General features: G+C 68.5%; 16 protein-coding genes. 6 read left to right on the plus strand and 10 right to left on the minus strand.

Annotation, left to right across the window (positions count from 1 at the left end; genetic code table 11):
* Nucleotide 1: 1 nt before the first annotated feature.
* From ACNI3Q_RS14440 to dapF, 9 genes are all read right to left on the minus strand, one after another.
* Nucleotides 2-685, minus strand: a complete 684-nt coding sequence (locus ACNI3Q_RS14440; protein ID WP_426277868.1) for a phage portal protein — start codon at nucleotides 683-685, stop codon at nucleotides 2-4.
* A gap of 690 nt (nucleotides 686-1375) precedes the next feature.
* Nucleotides 1376-2062 (minus strand): spermidine synthase, encoded by a 687-nt coding sequence (locus tag ACNI3Q_RS14445; protein ID WP_426277870.1) that lies wholly within the window; start codon nucleotides 2060-2062, stop codon nucleotides 1376-1378.
* 27 nt (nucleotides 2063-2089) lie between these two features.
* Complete coding sequence (locus ACNI3Q_RS14450; RefSeq protein WP_426277872.1) at nucleotides 2090-3397, minus strand: DNA-packaging protein; 1308 nt, start codon at nucleotides 3395-3397, stop codon at nucleotides 2090-2092.
* Nucleotides 3394-3906: a hypothetical protein gene (locus tag ACNI3Q_RS14455; RefSeq protein ID WP_426277874.1), complete on the minus strand. Its 513-nt coding sequence runs from the start codon at nucleotides 3904-3906 to the stop codon at nucleotides 3394-3396. The genes ACNI3Q_RS14450 and ACNI3Q_RS14455 overlap by 4 nt, the downstream gene beginning before the upstream one ends.
* 171 nt (nucleotides 3907-4077) lie before the next feature.
* On the minus strand, nucleotides 4078-5784 hold the full coding sequence (locus ACNI3Q_RS14460) for a hypothetical protein (protein ID WP_426277876.1): 1707 nt from the start codon (nucleotides 5782-5784) through the stop codon (nucleotides 4078-4080).
* A 123-nt stretch (nucleotides 5785-5907) separates the two neighbouring features.
* A complete protein-coding gene (locus ACNI3Q_RS14465) occupies nucleotides 5908-6303 on the minus strand; it encodes a hypothetical protein (protein ID WP_426277878.1) in 396 nt (131 codons plus the stop codon).
* 101 nt (nucleotides 6304-6404) lie between these two features.
* The gene (locus ACNI3Q_RS14470; RefSeq protein WP_426277880.1) at nucleotides 6405-7373 is read right to left on the minus strand and encodes a protein-tyrosine phosphatase family protein; all 969 of its coding nucleotides are present in this window, start codon (nucleotides 7371-7373) and stop codon (nucleotides 6405-6407) included.
* 77 nt (nucleotides 7374-7450) lie between these two features.
* Complete coding sequence (locus ACNI3Q_RS14475; protein ID WP_426277882.1) at nucleotides 7451-8335, minus strand: DMT family transporter; 885 nt, start codon at nucleotides 8333-8335, stop codon at nucleotides 7451-7453.
* 6 nt (nucleotides 8336-8341) lie between these two features.
* On the minus strand, nucleotides 8342-9295 hold the full coding sequence (dapF, locus tag ACNI3Q_RS14480) for a diaminopimelate epimerase (protein ID WP_426277884.1): 954 nt from the start codon (nucleotides 9293-9295) through the stop codon (nucleotides 8342-8344).
* Nucleotides 9296-9396: 101 nt separating this feature from the next.
* Between dapF and ACNI3Q_RS14485 the strand changes: the two genes are divergently transcribed.
* Entirely contained in the window at nucleotides 9397-10029 is a 633-nt protein-coding gene (locus ACNI3Q_RS14485) for a YqaA family protein (protein WP_426277886.1), read from the plus strand.
* A 4-nt stretch (nucleotides 10030-10033) separates the two neighbouring features.
* On the opposite strand, the gene ACNI3Q_RS14490 is transcribed toward ACNI3Q_RS14485, so the two are convergent.
* Complete coding sequence (locus ACNI3Q_RS14490) at nucleotides 10034-10513, minus strand: DUF6456 domain-containing protein (protein ID WP_426277888.1); 480 nt, start codon at nucleotides 10511-10513, stop codon at nucleotides 10034-10036.
* 100 nt (nucleotides 10514-10613) lie between these two features.
* Between ACNI3Q_RS14490 and ACNI3Q_RS14495 the strand changes: the two genes are divergently transcribed.
* The 5 genes from ACNI3Q_RS14495 to ACNI3Q_RS14515 all read left to right on the plus strand — a co-directional run bounded on the left by ACNI3Q_RS14495 (nucleotide 10614) and on the right by ACNI3Q_RS14515 (nucleotide 17223).
* Complete coding sequence (locus tag ACNI3Q_RS14495; RefSeq protein WP_426277890.1) at nucleotides 10614-11195, plus strand: helix-turn-helix domain-containing protein; 582 nt, start codon at nucleotides 10614-10616, stop codon at nucleotides 11193-11195.
* 115 nt (nucleotides 11196-11310) lie between these two features.
* The gene (gene ptsP, locus ACNI3Q_RS14500) at nucleotides 11311-13587 is read left to right on the plus strand and encodes a phosphoenolpyruvate--protein phosphotransferase (protein WP_426277892.1); all 2277 of its coding nucleotides are present in this window, start codon (nucleotides 11311-11313) and stop codon (nucleotides 13585-13587) included.
* 116 nt (nucleotides 13588-13703) lie between these two features.
* Nucleotides 13704-14657, plus strand: coding sequence for a helix-turn-helix domain-containing protein (locus ACNI3Q_RS14505; RefSeq protein ID WP_426277894.1), 954 nt, complete (start codon nucleotides 13704-13706; stop codon nucleotides 14655-14657).
* A gap of 112 nt (nucleotides 14658-14769) precedes the next feature.
* Entirely contained in the window at nucleotides 14770-15801 is a 1032-nt protein-coding gene (locus ACNI3Q_RS14510) for a hypothetical protein (RefSeq protein ID WP_426277896.1), read from the plus strand.
* Between the two features lie 108 nt (nucleotides 15802-15909).
* Complete coding sequence (locus ACNI3Q_RS14515; protein WP_426277898.1) at nucleotides 15910-17223, plus strand: NAD(P)/FAD-dependent oxidoreductase; 1314 nt, start codon at nucleotides 15910-15912, stop codon at nucleotides 17221-17223.
* The last annotated feature ends 242 nt before the right edge of the window (nucleotides 17224-17465 follow it).

Genomic DNA, 17465 nt, shown 5'->3' on the forward strand with positions numbered 1-17465 from the left:
TTCAAAGGTCAGCGAGCCGGTCGAACTGCACCGCCGTCATCGTCGCCCCGTCGCCGGGATCGTACACCAGCGCACCGGATGGCCGGGCGGCATTGTCCAGCAGCGCCTTGTTCCACCGCGTCGCCGCATTATGGATCGCCACCGCGCCTGCCGCCGCGCCCAGGCACCCCAGCCCCAGATGATCGTCCAGCGGGCTGAACTGCTTCAGGTGGATGACCTGCGGCCGCCCGCCCCCGTCGCCTGCGCTCAGCCGCTGGCTGCGGCCGTTGACGGTATAGCAATAGGCGGCGGGCCACCCCTGTGCATCCGCCTCCACGCTCACCCGTTCGGGGCGCAGCGCATACAGCTCGCGCGCCATGCCGCCCTCGTCGGTCATCACCTGAATGAACGCATTTCCGTGCATCAACAGGTGGGACGCCGCCGCCTCGATCAGGTCCTGCGCAGCGGACCGCGCCATGATCAGCGCCAGCAGTTCAGGCGGATCAGCCGCCATCGGTGCGCTCGCCGCGCTTGATGCGATCATCCGCACGGATCGCTGGGCAATGGGATTGGCCAGAAACGCATCGCGCACCTGCGCCTCATAGGATGCGGGCCATTCCCCGATGACGCCGCGCGCGCCGCCCTGCACCAGAAACGGCCGCGCATTACCCCGCCCGGCCGCAGCCTTGCGCCCGAAGATCTTCATACCTGATGCTCCTTCTAACCCCTTTCCTCGTTCAGAGGGCAAGGGACGATCTCCCTCTCCCCTTGTGGGAGAGGGTTGCGCAGACTTGGCGGCTCAGCCGCCTAGTTGAAGCTGGGTGGCGATCCGAACCCAGGTTGGGCACGTCCGAAAGGATTGCCTTTGTATCGCCTTTGTTCCAACCTACGTTGTCAGCGCAATTCCGCGCTGGGGAAGGAGCAAGCGATGGACTCACCTTGATCGGGAATGCCCCTCATATCTCGCCTGTAATCGGGGATATCGTACGTAGACAAACCCTTTGCGGTCCGGACAAGAGCAGATAATCTGCCAAACAACCAAGCGGTTGCGGAGTTAAAGCAAATGATACGTGATATTCAGGACACCGAAAGCGAGCCTTGAGACGAGTACATTCTTATGAAACCATACACAGAAGGAGAAGAGCGATGTTCGCTCCGGTCCCTGTTGCCCATGAAGGTCAGTCCTTGTGGGCGTGGTATCATTTGGATGCACAGTGCCGACCGATTGCGCGGTCTGCCGGACTGTTTGCCTCACGGCAGGAAGCCCGGCGCGACTATTTCATTCGGTTTGCAACGTCGCTCATTTGATACCGGCCGGGCGGGTGAATAACCCGTCCGGTTCGGTAGCATATTATCGGGCCGTGGGTGTCGAGCGAAGTAGCGACAAGCCACCGCCCTACCCCCTTCGCCGCCCGAACCAGATCACGTGACGCGGCCCCTTGCCGTTCGCGCGCGCCCGCACGGCCACTTCCTCGACGGCCAGCCCCGCCTCGCCCATCCGCCGGCGGAACGCAGCATCAGGCGCGGCTGACCAAACGGCCAGCACCCCGCCGGGCCGCAGCGCCGCGACGCTCGCCGCCAGCCCGCCTGCCGAATACAGCCCGTCATTGCCCGGCCGGGTCAGCCCGTCCGGCCCGTTGTCCACGTCCAGCAGGATCGCGTCATATGCGCCGCGTCCCTCGGGGCCCCTTCCTTCACGAATCGCCGCACCGACATCGCCGATGCGCACCGTGACGCGCGGATCGTCCAGGCACCCGGCGGTCAGTTCCGCCATCGGCCCCCGCGCCCAGTCGATGATCTTGGGCACCAGCTCCGCCACCACCACCTGCGCATCACCGGGCAGCACGGCCAGCGCCGCGCGCAGCGTGAACCCCATGCCATAGCCGCCGATCAGCAGCCGGGGCGCCCGCGCCTTCAACCGTTCCACCGTCATCGTCGCCAGCGCCGCCTCGGATCCGCTCATCCGGCTGTTCATCAGCTCGTTGCGGTCCAGCACGATCATGAAATCCGCGCCCCGCCGCACCAGCCGCAGCGGCTCGCCCCCCGGCACCTCGGCCGTATCCAGATGCTCGCGCGGGATCATGCCCCGCCCCTAGCGCGCCCTGCCCCCTCACGCCAGCACCCGCAGCGCCGCCTGTCCCCGGCCGTTCAGCATCAATTCGCTCATCGCCCATACCAGCGCATCCGCCCGGTCGGGCGACCGTCCCGGCCCGCGATAGTCCCCGGCGGGGAACAGGCCGCACAATTCGTCCTCCAGCGCGGGGAACGCGCCCGCATGGCGCACCCGCCCGGCGGCGTACAGCGCAGCGACCGGCTCGGCCCGTGCCACCTTGCCCCGGCTGGCGCGCACCTGTTTGACGTTCAGCGTCACGCCAGCCCCGGCCAGCACCGCCTTCACCATGTCGCCGCCCATGTTCACCTCGGCCACCACGCACTCGGCATTCCACCGCGCGGCACAGTCCGCCACGGCGCTGGCCCAGCCTTCGGGCGACCGGCCGGCAACGCTTGCATCGGCCAGCACATGGCCCATGCCATCCTCGCCAAGGCCGACGGCCACGATCCCGCACGCATCGCCATCGGCCGTGGCGGGCGGATCGACGCCGACGACGACGCGGACCATCTCCGGCACCGCGTCCGCCGCGATCCGCGCCCGCTCGATCTCCGCCCGGTGCCACAGCGCCCCGGCCAGGTCGTCGATGATCTCGCCGTCCAGCTCCTGCCGCCCCAGCGCGGTCCCGCCATAATCCGCCATCATCGCCGCGACGAACCCGTCCGGCAGGTGCGGATTATCCCGCGTCGCCCCCCGCGTCTCCACCGTATCCCGCGCGCTCAGGATGCGTTTCAGCAGCGGGATCGGCCGCGGCGTCGTCGTCACCACCGCGCGCGGATGATCGCCGATGCGCAGTCCCATCATCAGATTGTCCCACGCCGTGCTTCCCCGCGGCCATTTGGCCAGCTCGTCGCACCATGCCGCGCCATGCTCCGGCCCGCGCAGCGTCTCGCCGGCCGCCGCCGAATAGCATTGCGCCACCGCGCCCGATGCAAAGGTCAGCTGCCCCAGCGCCGGTCGCCAGCGATGCTTCTCCCCCGGCCGCGCCAGCGCCAGGATGCCGCTCGGCCCCTCCACCATCACCTGCCGCGCATCGTGCAGGCTCGCCGCGACCAGCGCGATCCGTGCATCCCGGTCGGTCCGCGCCACCTCGCTCACCCATTCCGCCCCGGCGCGCGTCTTGCCGAACCCGCGCCCGGCCCGGATCACCCACACCCGCCAGTCGCCCGGCGGCGCCAGTTGCCCGGCATGGGCCCATAGCGACCAGCGATGCAGCAGCTCCTGTCGGTCCCCTGCCGTCATTCTGGCCAGCAGCGCGGCCTGTTCATCCGGCGAACGGGCGGTCAGAGCGTCGATCGCCTCGTTCATCCGTCTGTCTCCACCGGCGGATCGGCGCGCCTCGTCGGCAACTTCTTCAGCAATTTCAGGATCGCCGCGTCGGTCCGCTCGGCGGATGCGGCATAATCGCGATCGGGATGGCCCCGCCACCGCCCCTCACGGGCCAGGCTGCGATGATGGTTCAACAGGCGCTGGGCCTGGTCGAATGACACGATCACGGCTTCGCCCTCGGGCACCGGCACCCGATCCTCAACCGCCCGCACCGCGTTCATTGCAGCGGCCAGCATCGCCGCCTCCAGCCGGTCGTAACCGATCGCCAGCGCCCGATCCCATTCGGCGGCAAACGCCGGCTCGCGATATCGCGCGCGATAGACCGTTGAACTTGAAACGCCGGACTGGCCGGCGGCGGCGGTGACGTTGGCGGTCTCGGCCAGGTGCGTCAGGAACTGCTTGCGCCGCGCCGCGCTGAACGCCCGGCCGCTTGGCCGCCGCTGTTGCACCCGCCCCTGCCGGTTGGTCCCGACGATCCGATCCCCCATGCCAGCCTCCTGTCCCGTCGCCAACAGCGAAACGGGCCGGAAAGCGCCCCCCGCGCCCCGGCCCGTCACCCCCCCTTGCAAACCCCGCCCCGCCCGGACGCGATTCGTCATCCTGTCAAAAGGATTAGCCTGATCGTCACGCTGTAGGACAGCATAAAATAACCCCTACGGTTATTTTGTCTTGCCCTCGTAATAGACGGGGCCCAGCGCATCGATCACCGCCACGGCATCGATCGCATCGGTCTGCTGCGCGCCGTCATCCAGCGGCCGGATGTCCAGCTCGGTCTTGTATCCCACCAGCGTCCGGTTCTGTTCGATGCCGTACTGGGTCTGCGCCATGTACCGCTGATAATCCCTGCGCGCCTTTATGTGGAACCGGTTCTTGCCCGCCTCCCGCGTCACTTCTGCCGCGCGCAGCAGCACCATTTCCTGCACCATCGGCCCGGATGTGGTGTTGCCGTTGAACGTCACATTGATCGTGCCATCGGGATTGGGGGTCGATCGGAACCCGGCGGTGCGGTCGATCCCGCCCAGCAGGGTGGTGCCGAACGACAGCGCCGCCCCCACTGCCGCGCCCAGGATGTTGGGCCGCGACTTTTCGTAATCGATCAGGTTGCGGCTGGTTTCCGGGCTGATCAGCAACTCGCGCGCCATGCCGGTCAGCTTCACCGTACTCCGCTGCTCTGCGGGGACCAGCGCGGTCAGCTCCGGTGCCCCCGCCGGGTTCTTCTCCCGCGCGGTGCGATAGGCTGCGAACAGCTCCTCGGTCATCGGCGTCGATCGCCAGCCCTTGCCCTCCAGCGCGCGCGCCGCATCGGTCAGCCGCCCTTCGGCCACTGCAATCCGCGCCTCGACCAGCAGCGCGGCCGGCTCCAGCTGATTGGTGCGCACCGCATTGGTCAGCAGCGCGACCAGCGGATTGGCCGCGGGCTTCTTCGCCTCGTCCGCCGCAGGCGCCCCGGCCGTGGCGGCAACCGGCGTCAGCGCGGCGTCCGGTTTGGCGGCGGGCTTTGGCGGGCTTGCCGCATCCAGCGCGCTGCGTGCCGCCGCGACCCATGCCCGCGCCGCATCCGGCTTGCCCGTCGCGGCCAGCGCATAGGCGGTGGTCATCGCCTCGTTCACCGGGGCGCCCCATTCCGCCAGCATCCGGCCTGCATCCATCTTGCCGTTCAGCACCAACTGCATCGGGATTTCGGTGGGGATCGTCACCTTGGGCACCCCCGCCGCCGCCGCAACGCTGGCCAGGTCAGCCGGCTGGCCGGACAGCTTGCCGGTCAGGTCGCGCACATTCGGGTCGATCCTGGACAGGTTTGCCCAGATCGCGCCGTCGCGTTTTTCCGCCGTGGCGGTGCGGATCAGCGCGGCGGCCTGCTGGATCGGCAGGGCATAGGGCCGCTTGGCCGCCACGCCTTCGGCCAGGGCCAGCGCCGCTGCCCGGTCGCCCTTCTCGTTCATCGCGATGGCACGGAGCAGGTCGATCGACAGGCCCATGCTGCGGTCATAGAAAAAATCGCCCTTGTGCGGTGCGGCCGCCGCCTCGGCTGCGTTCAGGTCGATCAGCGCCGCTTCGGCATCGCCCGCCTCCAGCCGCGCTGCCGCCCGCGCCCGCAACAGATGCGCCCGGCGCAGCGTCTGCTTGGGCAACAGGTTCTTGCTCTCCAGCGCGCGGGTGCACGCCGCGATCACCTGTGCCGAACTGTCCGCAGCGCGAAAGCGAAAGGCGGAAATGGTCGCCTGCCCGCGCATCCCGTCATCGCTGTTCTTGGGTTTGCGCAGGCCGTCGCAATCGGCGAAATCCTCCGACACCCCTGCATAAGCGGGCGCACACACGCCCATCGCCATGGCGATCACGCCCGCCGCACCGATCCTTGCAACCATGAATGCCCCCTCAGGCGAACCTGACCCCTCCACGCTTTCCCGTTGACAGCGTTGGGATAATCCTATGCCGGCCCGTGCCGGATGCAATCGGAATCATGCGGGAACGGCGCCCTTTCGGGCACCCTATGGGTTCAGATAGGACAGGGTCAGAAACGCCAGGAACACGCCCAGCCCCAGTCCGTACAGGCCCGGCACGACGCGCAGCGCCAGGCGCACGCTGTTCCGCTGCGGTTTGATCCCCTGACACATCTGCGTGATGTCGGTCTTGGCCTGCAACGCCAACAGGCCGGACAGGGCGACGGGCAACGCGCCTGCCGCCATCTGCCACGGCTCGATCCGCGCCCCGAACACGGTTTCGCCCAGGGTCAGGATGCCGCCCAGCGTCGCCACGCTGACCGACACCATGCTCTTGAAATAATCATAGGCAAGCGCCGGGTCGGCCAGGCCACAGCGCGACGCGGCATCATCGCGTATCGGCGTCACCTCGCTGGTGGCGACACTTGGCAACGCGTCCCTCATGGCCACCCCCGGTCCGGCTCGATCCCCGGCGCAGACGATAGCGGGTCCATGGCGGCGCACAAGTCGCCGTCGGGCGTCGGCGCCCGGCCCGGCTGGCAGGCTCAGTTGCCGATTCCCGCCAGTTCCTCCAGCATCCCGGTATAATTGCCGGTCTGCGCGGCGATGTCGGACAGCCATTGATCGCGGGTCTGGTTGACGATGGCGGCATCGCGCATGCTCATCCGGTGCGGCGGGGGCATGTCCCGAAACCCCTGGATCACCCCATCGCGCAGCGCCCGTTGCCGCGCGCCGAACGCCAATATGGCCGCACGCGCCGCCGCAATCCGTTCCGGCACCGGCTGCTGCCGCGCGTCGTTCAGCGCCCGGCGCGCGGGCATCAGCAGGTCCGGGCCATCGACCCGCAGCGCCTGCCAACGCGCTTTCGCCGCCGCCAGCTTTTCGGCCACACCCGGATCGCCGGGGACGCCGCCATCCTTGAAACAATCGGAAAAGCGCGACCAGACGTCCCTGTCGCTTGCCGCGCACCCCTGCTTCGCCATCGCCAGTTCCAGCACGGCGGCGGAATAAGTGGCGGCGGGCGGCTCACGCGTCGAACAGCCCCAGGTCGCATGGGCACCGGGGCTGGCCGCGATCATCCCGCTCCAGCAATGGGTGACGACATTCGGCCGCCGGACCAGATCGGGGTCACGAAACGGGGCAAAGGCTGCCGGCTCCAGCGCGGCGATCGCATCCCATTCGGCCTGCGTCATCGGCCTCGCTTCATCCGTCCAGCGATGGTGCACGACGCGGATCGTCATGCGCCCGTCTCGGTGCCGCTCCATCTCCACGCCGGGGATGGGCATAATGCCATAAGGATCGCTGGGCAGCACGCGGCGCACGTCGCGCCCGGCAAATCGCATCTCCGCCATCGGCACGAACCCGCGCTCCGCCATGCTGCGCTCGGCATAGCGCGCATTGTCGGCATCGACCTTTGCGGCGGTGGCGGGATCGGGCGCGGTCTGCGCCGCGACAGGCGCGGCAATCGCCGCGACGGACAGGACGGGGAACAGGATCGGACGGATACGCAACATCGCCTCGCCTTTCGACTGAACTGCCGCCACGCTATCCGCTCGCGCGCGGTGCCGCCACCGGCTTGCGACGAACCGCCTTACCCCTCGCGGACCATCCACCCCTTCCAGAACCGCTTGCTGGGCCGGATCAGGATCACGGCCACGCCCGCCATCGCGATCAGGCCGCCGATCACCATCTGCAGGCTGACCGGGTCGTTGGTGATCCACGCGCCCATCATCACCGCGAATACCGGCGTCAACAGGGTCAGCGGCGCGACCAGGTTCGCATCATGCCGCCGCAGCACCCAGAAATAGGCAGTGTGCGCCACCACCGACACCAGCAGCGCCGATGTCGCGATCGCCGCCCAGAACCGCCATCCCGCCGCCGCGCCCGCCGCTGCCTGTCCCTGTTCGAACACCATGCTGGCCAGGGTCAGTCCGATGCCCGTCGAAACCCCCGCCCATGCCTGCAGCTTGACCGCGCCGACCTCGACCCGCTTCATCATCACCGATCCCAGCGCGCCGACGACCGCACCGGCCAGCACGAACAACAGCCCGGTCGATGCGCTCAGCGTCTGCGGCTCGGCCAGCGCTGTCACCACACCGGCAAAGGCCAGCGCAATGCCCAGCGCGCGCCGCCACCCCACCTGCTCGTCCAGCATCACGATCGCCAGCAGCACGGTCAGCGGCGCGGCCAGCAGGCTGACGATGGCGACCGCCGACGGCGCTGCGGTCATCAGGCCGACCATCGACAGCCCGAAACTGCCCCCGCTCATCGACAGCGCGATCAGGATCACTCGCCCGAACGGCCGGGGCAGCGGGAACAGCCATGGCGACAGCGCGGCGGCGATGATGAACCCCCGGATGCCCGCCGCCCAGAATGGCGGCACGCCCAGCGTCGCCACGATGAACTTCGAAATAATGATATTGCCCGCCCAAAACAGGTTGATCACCAGCATCAGGGCAACGGTCGCGGGGGGCACCGCCGGTCAGTCCAGACCGGCCAGCACGGCGTCCCAGGCATCGGCCTCCTGCGGCCGCTCGGCGGTGCGCGTCATCGCCGTCACCCGCGCGGCGGCCAGGTCGATTTCGGCCACGCCCTCCCATTCGAACGTCGCATTGCCCGCGATGGTGATCGTCGCATCCGCCGCTGCCCGGTCGGCCTGTGCGCGGACAAATCCGCCGCGATTGGCGACCCGGATCCACGCGCCCGCCGCGACGCTGCCGGTCAGCACCGCGGCCAGCACCGACGCCGCCATCGCGCTGCCGCAACTGTCGGTCAGGCCGACGCCCCGTTCATAGGTGCGCACATAGATCGCGTCCGCGCCATCGACCCGCACGAAACTGACGTTGCAGCGTGCCGGCAGGATGTCGGGCGCCGCCTCTGCCCAATCGCCCAGCGCGACCAGCTCGTCCTCGTCGATCGCATCGACGAACGCGACCAGATGCGGGTTGGGCATCGCCACGGCGGTAAAGGCGCGCGCGCTCGGCACACCCGGCACCGGCTGATCGACCGGCCCGTCCATCCCGACCTTCAGCCCGATGGCCGCCGCGCCGACACCCGCGGGTACCGCCTCGGTCCGCACCGTCACCACGCCTGCCGCCATGTCCGGCTCGCTCGCCGCGCCCGCCACGCTGGTCTTCAGCCGCACCTCGGCAGCGGTCAGCCCTGTCACCTCGAACCCCAGCCGCGCCGTACAGCGCAGGCCGTTCAGGCACGTTTCCGCCTCGCTGCCATCGGGGTTCAGCATCCGCATCCCGAACGGCTGCCCGTCGGTGGCACCGGTCAGGATCAGCAACCCGTCGCCCCCCACCGGCCCGGCCCGGTCGGCCAGCGCCCGCGCGATGGCGGCCCATTCGCCATCGTCCAGCGCCAGCGCCCGCCCGTCGACCAGCGGGAAGTCGTTGCCCGATCCCTGGCATTTGATGAACGCGATCCGCATGGCCGCCCCATGCGCGCGCGCCGCGGGTGCCGCAACTATTTTTGCGCCGGGCGGGCGTGGCCGCTTCCGCCCGGCGCTCCTGCCCGCTAACACCCGCCGCGATGCTCCGCTCGCTTTACAACTGGATGCTGGCCAAGGCCGCGCACCCGCACGCCGAACGCTGGCTGTTCCTGTTCTCGTTCATTGAATCGAGCTTTTTCCCCATCCCGCCGCATCCGCTGCTCGGGCTGATGTGTCTTGCCGATCCGAAACGCGCCGTCCGTTTCGGTGTCGTGTGCACCATCGCCTCGGTGCTGGGCGGGCTGCTTGGCTATGGCATCGGCTATTTCGCCTATGACGCCTTTGGCGATCAGCTGCTGGCCGCGCTCGGCCTGGCCGACAAGTTTCCGGTCGCCGCCTGTTACCTGCGCGAATACGGGGCACAGCTGATCATCATCAAGGGCGCGACGCCGATCCCGTTCAAACTGGTCACGATCACCGCAGGCTTCATTCAGATGAACCTGTTCACCTTCCTGTGGGCCAGCGTGCTGTCGCGCGGGTTTCAGTTCGTGCTGGTCGGCGTGCTGTTCCGGCTGTTCGGTGCCTGGGCCAAGCAGTTTATCGAAAAATATCTGGGCCTGCTCTCGATCGCCTTTGTCGTGCTGGTCATCGGCGGCTTCCTGCTGGTCAGCCAGATCGGCCATGGCGACAAGCCGTCCGATCAGTGCACGGCGGCGGCAACCGCCACCCGCTGACCCCTCACCCCAGCCCATAGTGATCCGCCAGCCGGTCGAGCGCGATGCCCAGCACCAGCTTGCCTGACCGCGCCGGCCATCCCATCGCCTGTTCCGCGCCCGCCAGCCGCTCGTCGGCGCACACCACGCGCCACAGGATGTCGGACAGCCCCGGCCCCGTCGCCGCCATTGCCGCATCGAACCGGCGCTTGGCGTCGATCTGCACCATGCTCGCATCCACCCCCGCGGGCGGCCCGCGCCGTCCGCCGGATGCGGGCGCGGCGGTCCAGCGCATCGTCACGCCGGGGGCCAGCGCCGCCCGCTCGTAATCGGCGCGCAGCCGCTCGCCCGCCTCGTTCTGCCGGGGGTTCAGGTGCCCGCGCGCAAACAGCCACGACAGCGCCGATTCGCCCAGGTTCACCTGCACCCCGCGTTGCCCGCGCTGCGGCGGGGCAGATCCGATGCGGTCATCGGAAAAACTGCGTTCGACGATCATTCGGCTCATCCCGGCCTCCGTTGCTGCTGCCCGAATCGGCTTGCCATGACGACGGGGCTGTAGGACAGTCGCCAAACCGCATTGGTTCGCTTGAGGGGGCGAAACACGCATGATTACCGCTATCCGGGAGGTTCGCCGGGCAAAGGGGCTGACCCTTGAAGATGTCGCCCGACGCTGCAACCCGCCGACCACGGCCCAGACCATCGGGCGTCTGGAAACTGGCACCCGCACCGTTTCGGTCAACTGGCTCAACCGCATCGCCGCCGCGCTTGAGGTGGATGCCGCCGATCTGGTCCACCTGCCCGCCCGCGCCGACATGCCCGTCGTGGCGGTGCTGGAGGCGGGCGGGGCCAGTGCGCCGCGCCGCGCCGCTTCGGTCGTGCCGCCGCATGGCGCACCCGGCATGGTCGCCGTCACCGTCGCGGTCGGCGTCGGCGATTACCGGGCGGGCGACGAAATCTGGTGCGACCGGCTCGACCCGGATCAGTTCGGCCGCGCGCTCAACCGCGACGTGCTTGTCCCCCGCCCCGCCGGCCGCTTCATCTTTGCCCGGCTGATCGGGCGAGAGGGCGCACGCGCCGATCAGCCGGGCAAGCTGCAACTCTTGCCCCACGGCGCCGCCGGCCGGCAACAGGTGGTCACCGATCCCCCCTGGATCGCCTGCGCCAAACGGCTGGTTCGGGCGCTTTAAGCATCAGCCGCGCCCTTCGGCGCAGGGGCCGGGGCGGGGCGGGGCGGCTGGTTTTGCAAACTCCGATCCGACACCGCCATTGGCCCCGCGCCCGCGCATCTGCTAGCATCCTGTCATGCCGCTTTCCGCCGTCGCCTCCGCCCGCGAAATCCTGACCCGCCTGCACGATGTCATGGCCTCGCGCAGCGCGGCACAGGCCAAGCTCAATTCGGTGGTCGGCATCATCGGAGAGGCGCTGGATAGCGAGGTTTGCTCCATCTATCTGCTGCGCGAGGGGGTGCTGGAACTCTTCGCCACCCGCGGCCTGGCGCAAGAGGCGGTGCACGTTACCAAGCTCGCGCTGGGCGAGGGGCTGGTCGGCAGCATCGCGCGCAACGTCGAAACGCTGAACCTGGATGAGGCGGCGATCCATCCCGATTTCGCCTATCGCCCTGAAACGGGCGAGGAAAAGTTCCACAGCTTTGCCGGCGTGCCGATCATCCGCCGCGAACGCGCGGTCGGCGTGCTGGCCGTGCAGCATGTCGATAGCCGCCGCTATGACGATGTGGAGATCGAGGCGCTGCAGACCGTCGGCATGGTCTTGTCCGAACTCATCGCCAATGCCGGGCTGATCGACAATGCCAGCAGCGATACCAGCCGCCCGCAATCGACGGCGGCGGACCGGGTGCCGGGCTTCAAGCTGGTTGAGGGGATGGCGGCCGGCGTCGCCGTGTTCCATCAGCCACGCATCGTCATCGAACATACGGTGGCAGAGGATACCGAGGCGGAGCGTCATCGCGTCTATGCTGCGTTCGACAAGATGCGCGAACAGATCGACCGCATGGCCAGCCAGGCCGAATTCGGCGTCGATGGCGAGCATCAGGAGGTGCTCGAGACGTACAAGATGTTCGCCTATGACGAAGGCTGGTCCCGCCGGATCAACGAGGCGATCGACAGCGGCCTGACGGCAGAGGCGGCGATCGAACGGGTGCAGCAGCGCACGCGCCAGCGGATGCGCCAGATCGACGATCCCCTGCTGCGCGACCGGATGCACGATCTTGAGGACCTGTCCAACCGCCTCATCCGCATCGTGTCGGGTCAGCTCGGCACGGCGGCGCAGCTTGGCCTGCGGCACGATTCCATCCTGATCGCGCGCAATCTGGGTCCGGCCGAACTGCTTGAATATGACCGGCGGCGGCTGAAGGGCGTGATCCTTGAGGAAGGATCGCTGACCGCGCACGTCACCATCGTCGCCCGCGCGATGGGCGTACCCATGCTGGGCCGCGTGCGCGACGTGCGCCGCCTGATCGCAGAGGGCGACCGGCTGCTCCTCGACACCGCGACGGAACAGGTGATCATCCGGCCCTCGGCGGCGATGGAGGAGGCGTTCGACACGCGCCTTGCCCGGACGCAGCAGCGGCGCGCCGTCTTTGCCTCGCTTCGCCATGTCGAACCCGTCACCCGCTGCGGCACCCGCATCCATGTCAACATCAATGCGGGCCTGCGCGACGACATCGCCGCGCTCGACCTGACCGGCGCGGACGGCATCGGTCTGTTCCGCACCGAGTTCCAGTTTCTGGTGTCCGCCACCCTGCCCCAGCGTGAGCGGCAGCAACGGCTCTACCGCGATGTGCTCGATGCGGCGGGCGACCGCCCGGTCGTGTTCCGCACCGTCGATATCGGCGGGGACAAGGCGCTGCCCTATCTCAACCATGACGAGGATGGGGATGAGGAAAATCCCGCCATGGGCTGGCGCGCGCTGCGGCTTGCGCTGGAGCGTGAAGGGCTGATGAAGGCGCAGGCCCGCGCCCTCCTGGAGGCGGCGGCCGGGCGTCAGCTCAATATCATGTTCCCGATGGTTTCCGAACCCTGGGAGTTTGAAGAGGCGCGGACCCTGTTCGAGGCGCAGCGCGAATGGCTGGTCGCGCGCGGCAAGAAACTGCCCGTCGACATCCGCTACGGCGCGATGCTGGAGGTGCCGGCGCTGGCCGATGTGCTCGACATGCTGATGCCCCGGCTCGACTTTCTGTCGATCGGCACCAACGACCTCACGCAATTCCTGTTCGCCGCCGATCGCGCGCACCCCAAACTGGCCGTGCGCTATGACTGGATGAGCCCCGCCATCGCCCGTTTCCTGCGCCGGGTGCAGCGCACGCTGCACGGCACCGGCAAGCCGCTGGCCGTGTGCGGCGAAATGGGCGGCCGCACGCTGGAGGCGATGATGCTGATCGGCCTCGGCATCGACCGGCTGTCCATCACCCCCGCCGCGGTCGGCCCCATCAAGGCGATGGTCCGTTCGCTCGACCGGACGGCGCTTGCCGCGCATCTGGAAACGCTGCTGGTCAACCCGCCGCGCAGCCTCAGGGAGCCGTTGCTCGACTGGGCGCGCGAAAATGGCGTCGAACTGGCGTGACCGGGCTTGTATTTGCCTGAACCGGCGTTGACAGCACGGCCATGGTCGCCAAAACCCAACGCTAAGCGGCGGCAATAAACGGGACGCACGACCGGCGCGAAAGAGAGAAGCAGGACATGGCCGAAACCCCAGCCGGCACCCCACAGAATAAGGCCGAACCGGCCACCGTCGGCGATCGGCTGCGCACAGCGCGGGAGGCCGCGGGCCTCGATCTTGCCGAAATTGCCGCCCGCACCCGCATTCCGCAGCGGCATCTGGAGGCGATCGAACAATCGGATTTCTCTGCCCTGCCCTCCCCCACCTACGCCTATGGCTTCGTCAAGGCCTATGCCCGGTCGGTCGGGCTTGACGAGGTGGGGCTGGCCCGCACCCTTCGCAGCACCCTGTCCGGTGCGCCGGCCCGCGAACCGACGATCAGCATGGGCGAGATCGAGGAACCAAGCCGTCTGCCCAGCCCGGCAATGACCATCGGCCTGATCATCGGTTTCCTCGTCCTGATCATCGCGGCGGGCCTTTATTATGGCGGGGCGATGCTGCGCGGCGGCGATACCGCCGAAACGACCAGCGTCGCCGACGAACTCGGCGTCAAGCCCGCCACAAGCGTCCCCGTCCCCGCCGCCGCCCCTGCGGCTGCCCCGCCGGCCACGGACGGCCCCGTCGTCCTGACGGCAAGGGGCGAGGTATGGCTGCGCGTCTATGACGCCGCCAACCAGACGCTCGTACTGCGCACCTTTCAGGCGGGTGAGCGGTTCGAGGTGCCGGCCAACGCCAATCGCCCGATGATCAACACCGGCCGGCCGGACCTGCTCGACGTCACGGTCGGCGGACGGCCTGTTCCTGCCCTCGGCACGGCGGAGCGCGCGATCAAGGATGTGGAAATCAGCGGCGCCGCGCTGCTCGCCCGCGCCGCCGGAACGCCCGCCGCCACGCCCGGCCCCGCCACGCCGGGTCAGCCGCGCACGACCAGCCGGACCACCCGCCCGGCCCCGGCCGCCAGCGCCACCCCCGCCCCGGCATCGCCGCCGCCTGCCGCGACCGACGCTGTCGAGCCCGTGCCCGGCGGCGAGTGACGTCATGCCGCCGCTGCGCCATTGCAGCGGGCCGATCCTCCGCCTAGACCATCGGGGGACAGGGAATGGCGACGCCCGTCCGGGCGACAGGAACCGATAGGGGATGACAGGAATGCGTTTTGCGGTTCGCTTGGCGATGCTGGGCACCTCCATGCTGGTGATGACGGCCACCGCGCAAGGCCAGACGGTCGAGGTCCGCGTCGAACGGCTGGAGCGCGACATGCGCACCGTCCAGAACAAGCTTGGCCTGCCCGTCACCCCCGGCGGCGCGCTTCAACCACAGATTACCGCCCCTGTCGTCGAACAGGGCGCGCCCGGCACCCCGCTGGGCAGTCCCGTCGCCATCATCGAACAGCGGGTGAACGCGCTTGAGGGACAGGTTCAGACCCTGACCGGCCAGGTCGAGCAGACCCAGTACAAGCTGCGTCAGATGGAAGAGGCGTTCAACGCCTACAAGCTGTCGACCAATGCCCGGCTCAAGGTGCTGGAGGATGCGGCAACCTCAACCGGCGCGCCGCTGGGCACCGACCCCGGCACAGCCGCGCTCCCGCCCGTCACCCGCACCACCCCCGCGCCTGCCGCCAGCGCGGCGGCAACGCCCGCCCGCGGTCCCGGTGCCGGCAATGGCGTGCTCGGCCAGTCGCGCCCCTCGGGCCCGGCAGCCGCCGCCGCTGCGCCCGCCACGCGCCCCGCCCCGGTCAGCGGCGCCCGCGCCGAACAGCTCGCAGCCATCGAACGCCCGGCCAGCGGCGATGCGGCCGAGGACCTTTATGTCTATGGCTTCCGCCTGTGGCAGGCCAAGCTCTATCCGGAGGCCCGCTCGCCGCTCGCCGAAGTGGTCGCCAAATATCCCAAGCATCGCCGCGCCAGCTTTGCCCAGAACCTGCTCGGCCGCGCCTGGCTGGACGAGGGCAAGAATGCCGAGGCCGCCAAGGCGTTCTACGACAGCTATATCAAGCTGCCCGATGGCGAACGCGCCGCCGACAGCCTGTTCTACCTGTCCCAGGCGCTGCAAAAGCTGAAGGCCGCGCCCGCCGAACAGTGCAAGGTCTACAAGGCGCTGGAACTCGACTATCCCGGCAAGCTCTCGCTGGATCAGCAGGCCGTCGTCGACCGGGGCAAGGCCGCCGCGAAGTGCAGCTGACGGCGTAAATCCGCCGCCGGATCCCGCTGCCAACCCTTTCTTGGTTTTGCCCGCCCGGTCTGGCATCATGCCAGAGCGCCGCTCGCGCGCCGACCGGGGGAGGCATGAATGGCCGAACGCAAGACGCAGATCGTGGTCGTGGGCGGCGGGGCCGGGGGGCTGGAACTGGTTCGTCGGCTGGGCGCGCGGTACGGGCGCAAGCGGCACGACATCATCCTCATCGACCGCAACCTCACCCATATCTGGAAACCGCTGCTGCACGAGGTTGCGGCCGGTTCGCTCGACGCCAATCTGGACGAGGTCGGCTATGGCGGCCATGCCGTCCGCTGGGGCTATCGTTTCTTTCATGGCAGCATCGAAAGCGTCGATCGCGCCGCGCGCACGCTGACCACCGCGCCCCTGATGGATGAACAGGGGCAGGAGGTGATCGGCCGCCACACCATCCGCTATGACTATCTGGTCCTCGCGATGGGCGGCATTTCCAACGATTTCGGCGTGCCGGGTGTGCGCGAACACGCCATGTTCCTGGAGGATCGGCCCCAGGCGGACCGGTTTCGTCAGCGGTTGCTCAACGCCTGCCTGCGCACCAATCACGCGCATCAGACCGGCAATCCCGATGCGCGGGTGCGCGTCGCCATTGTCGGCGGCGGCGCGACCGGCGTCGAACTGGCGGCAGAGCTGTACAATGCGGCAAAGGCGCTGCGCCATTACGGGCTGGAGGTGTTCGACGAATCCAAGCTGGAGGTCACGCTGGTCGAGGCGGGTCCCCGCATCCTGCCCGCGCTGGACGAACCGCTGGCCGCCACCGCGAAACAGGAACTGGTCAATCTGGGCGTGCGCGTCCTCGACAATACGCAGGTGACGGCGCTGGAGGCGAATGCCGTCCTGACGCGGGCGGGCGAGCGGATCGACGCCGACCTCATCGTCTGGGCCGCCGGGGTCAAGGGCGCGGACGAACTGCGCACGCTTGGCGATCTGGAACTGACCCGGTCGAACCAGATCGTCGTTCGCCCAACCCTGCAATCCAGCGTCGATGACCGCGTCTATGCGCTGGGCGACTGCGCCTCCTGCCTGTTGCCGGGACGCGAGCGCCCGGTGCCGCCCCGCGCGCAATCCGCGCATCAGATGGCCAGCCTCGTCTTCGCCAACCTGATCCGCGCCCAGGAAGGCAGGCCGCTCAAGGACTTCGTCTACAATGACCACGGCTCGCTCGTCTCGCTCAGCCGCTTTTCCACCGTGGGCAGCCTGATGGGCAATCTGGTCGGCGGGCGGATGTTTGTGGAGGGGTGGATCGCCCGCACCGTCTATATGTCGCTCTACCGGATGCACCTCATCGCCATCCATGGCTGGTGGCGCGGCATCGCCCTGATCGTCATCGGCCATGTGAACCAGATCGTCCGGCCGAAACTGAAACTGCATTGAGCGTGGGGGAAGCAGCAGCTTTTTCATCGCCAAAGCGAACGAGATCGCAGCAAGCAATCGAGTGGATGAAACTCAAAGGGCATTAATTAAGCGACACCGCGAATAGCCGTCGTTCAGTAAGCGACCCGTTGTGGACATGCCCTTTCATCGTCGCCCCGTGCTTGACACGGGGCTTGGCTATCTCAGGGGCATCCCGGTTGCGAACCACTGATCCCACAGGTCACCCCAATCGGGATTGTTCC

The sequence above is a fragment of the Sphingomonas eleionomae genome (assembly GCF_049889035.1).
Taxonomy (GTDB): Bacteria; Pseudomonadota; Alphaproteobacteria; order Sphingomonadales; family Sphingomonadaceae; genus Sphingomonas.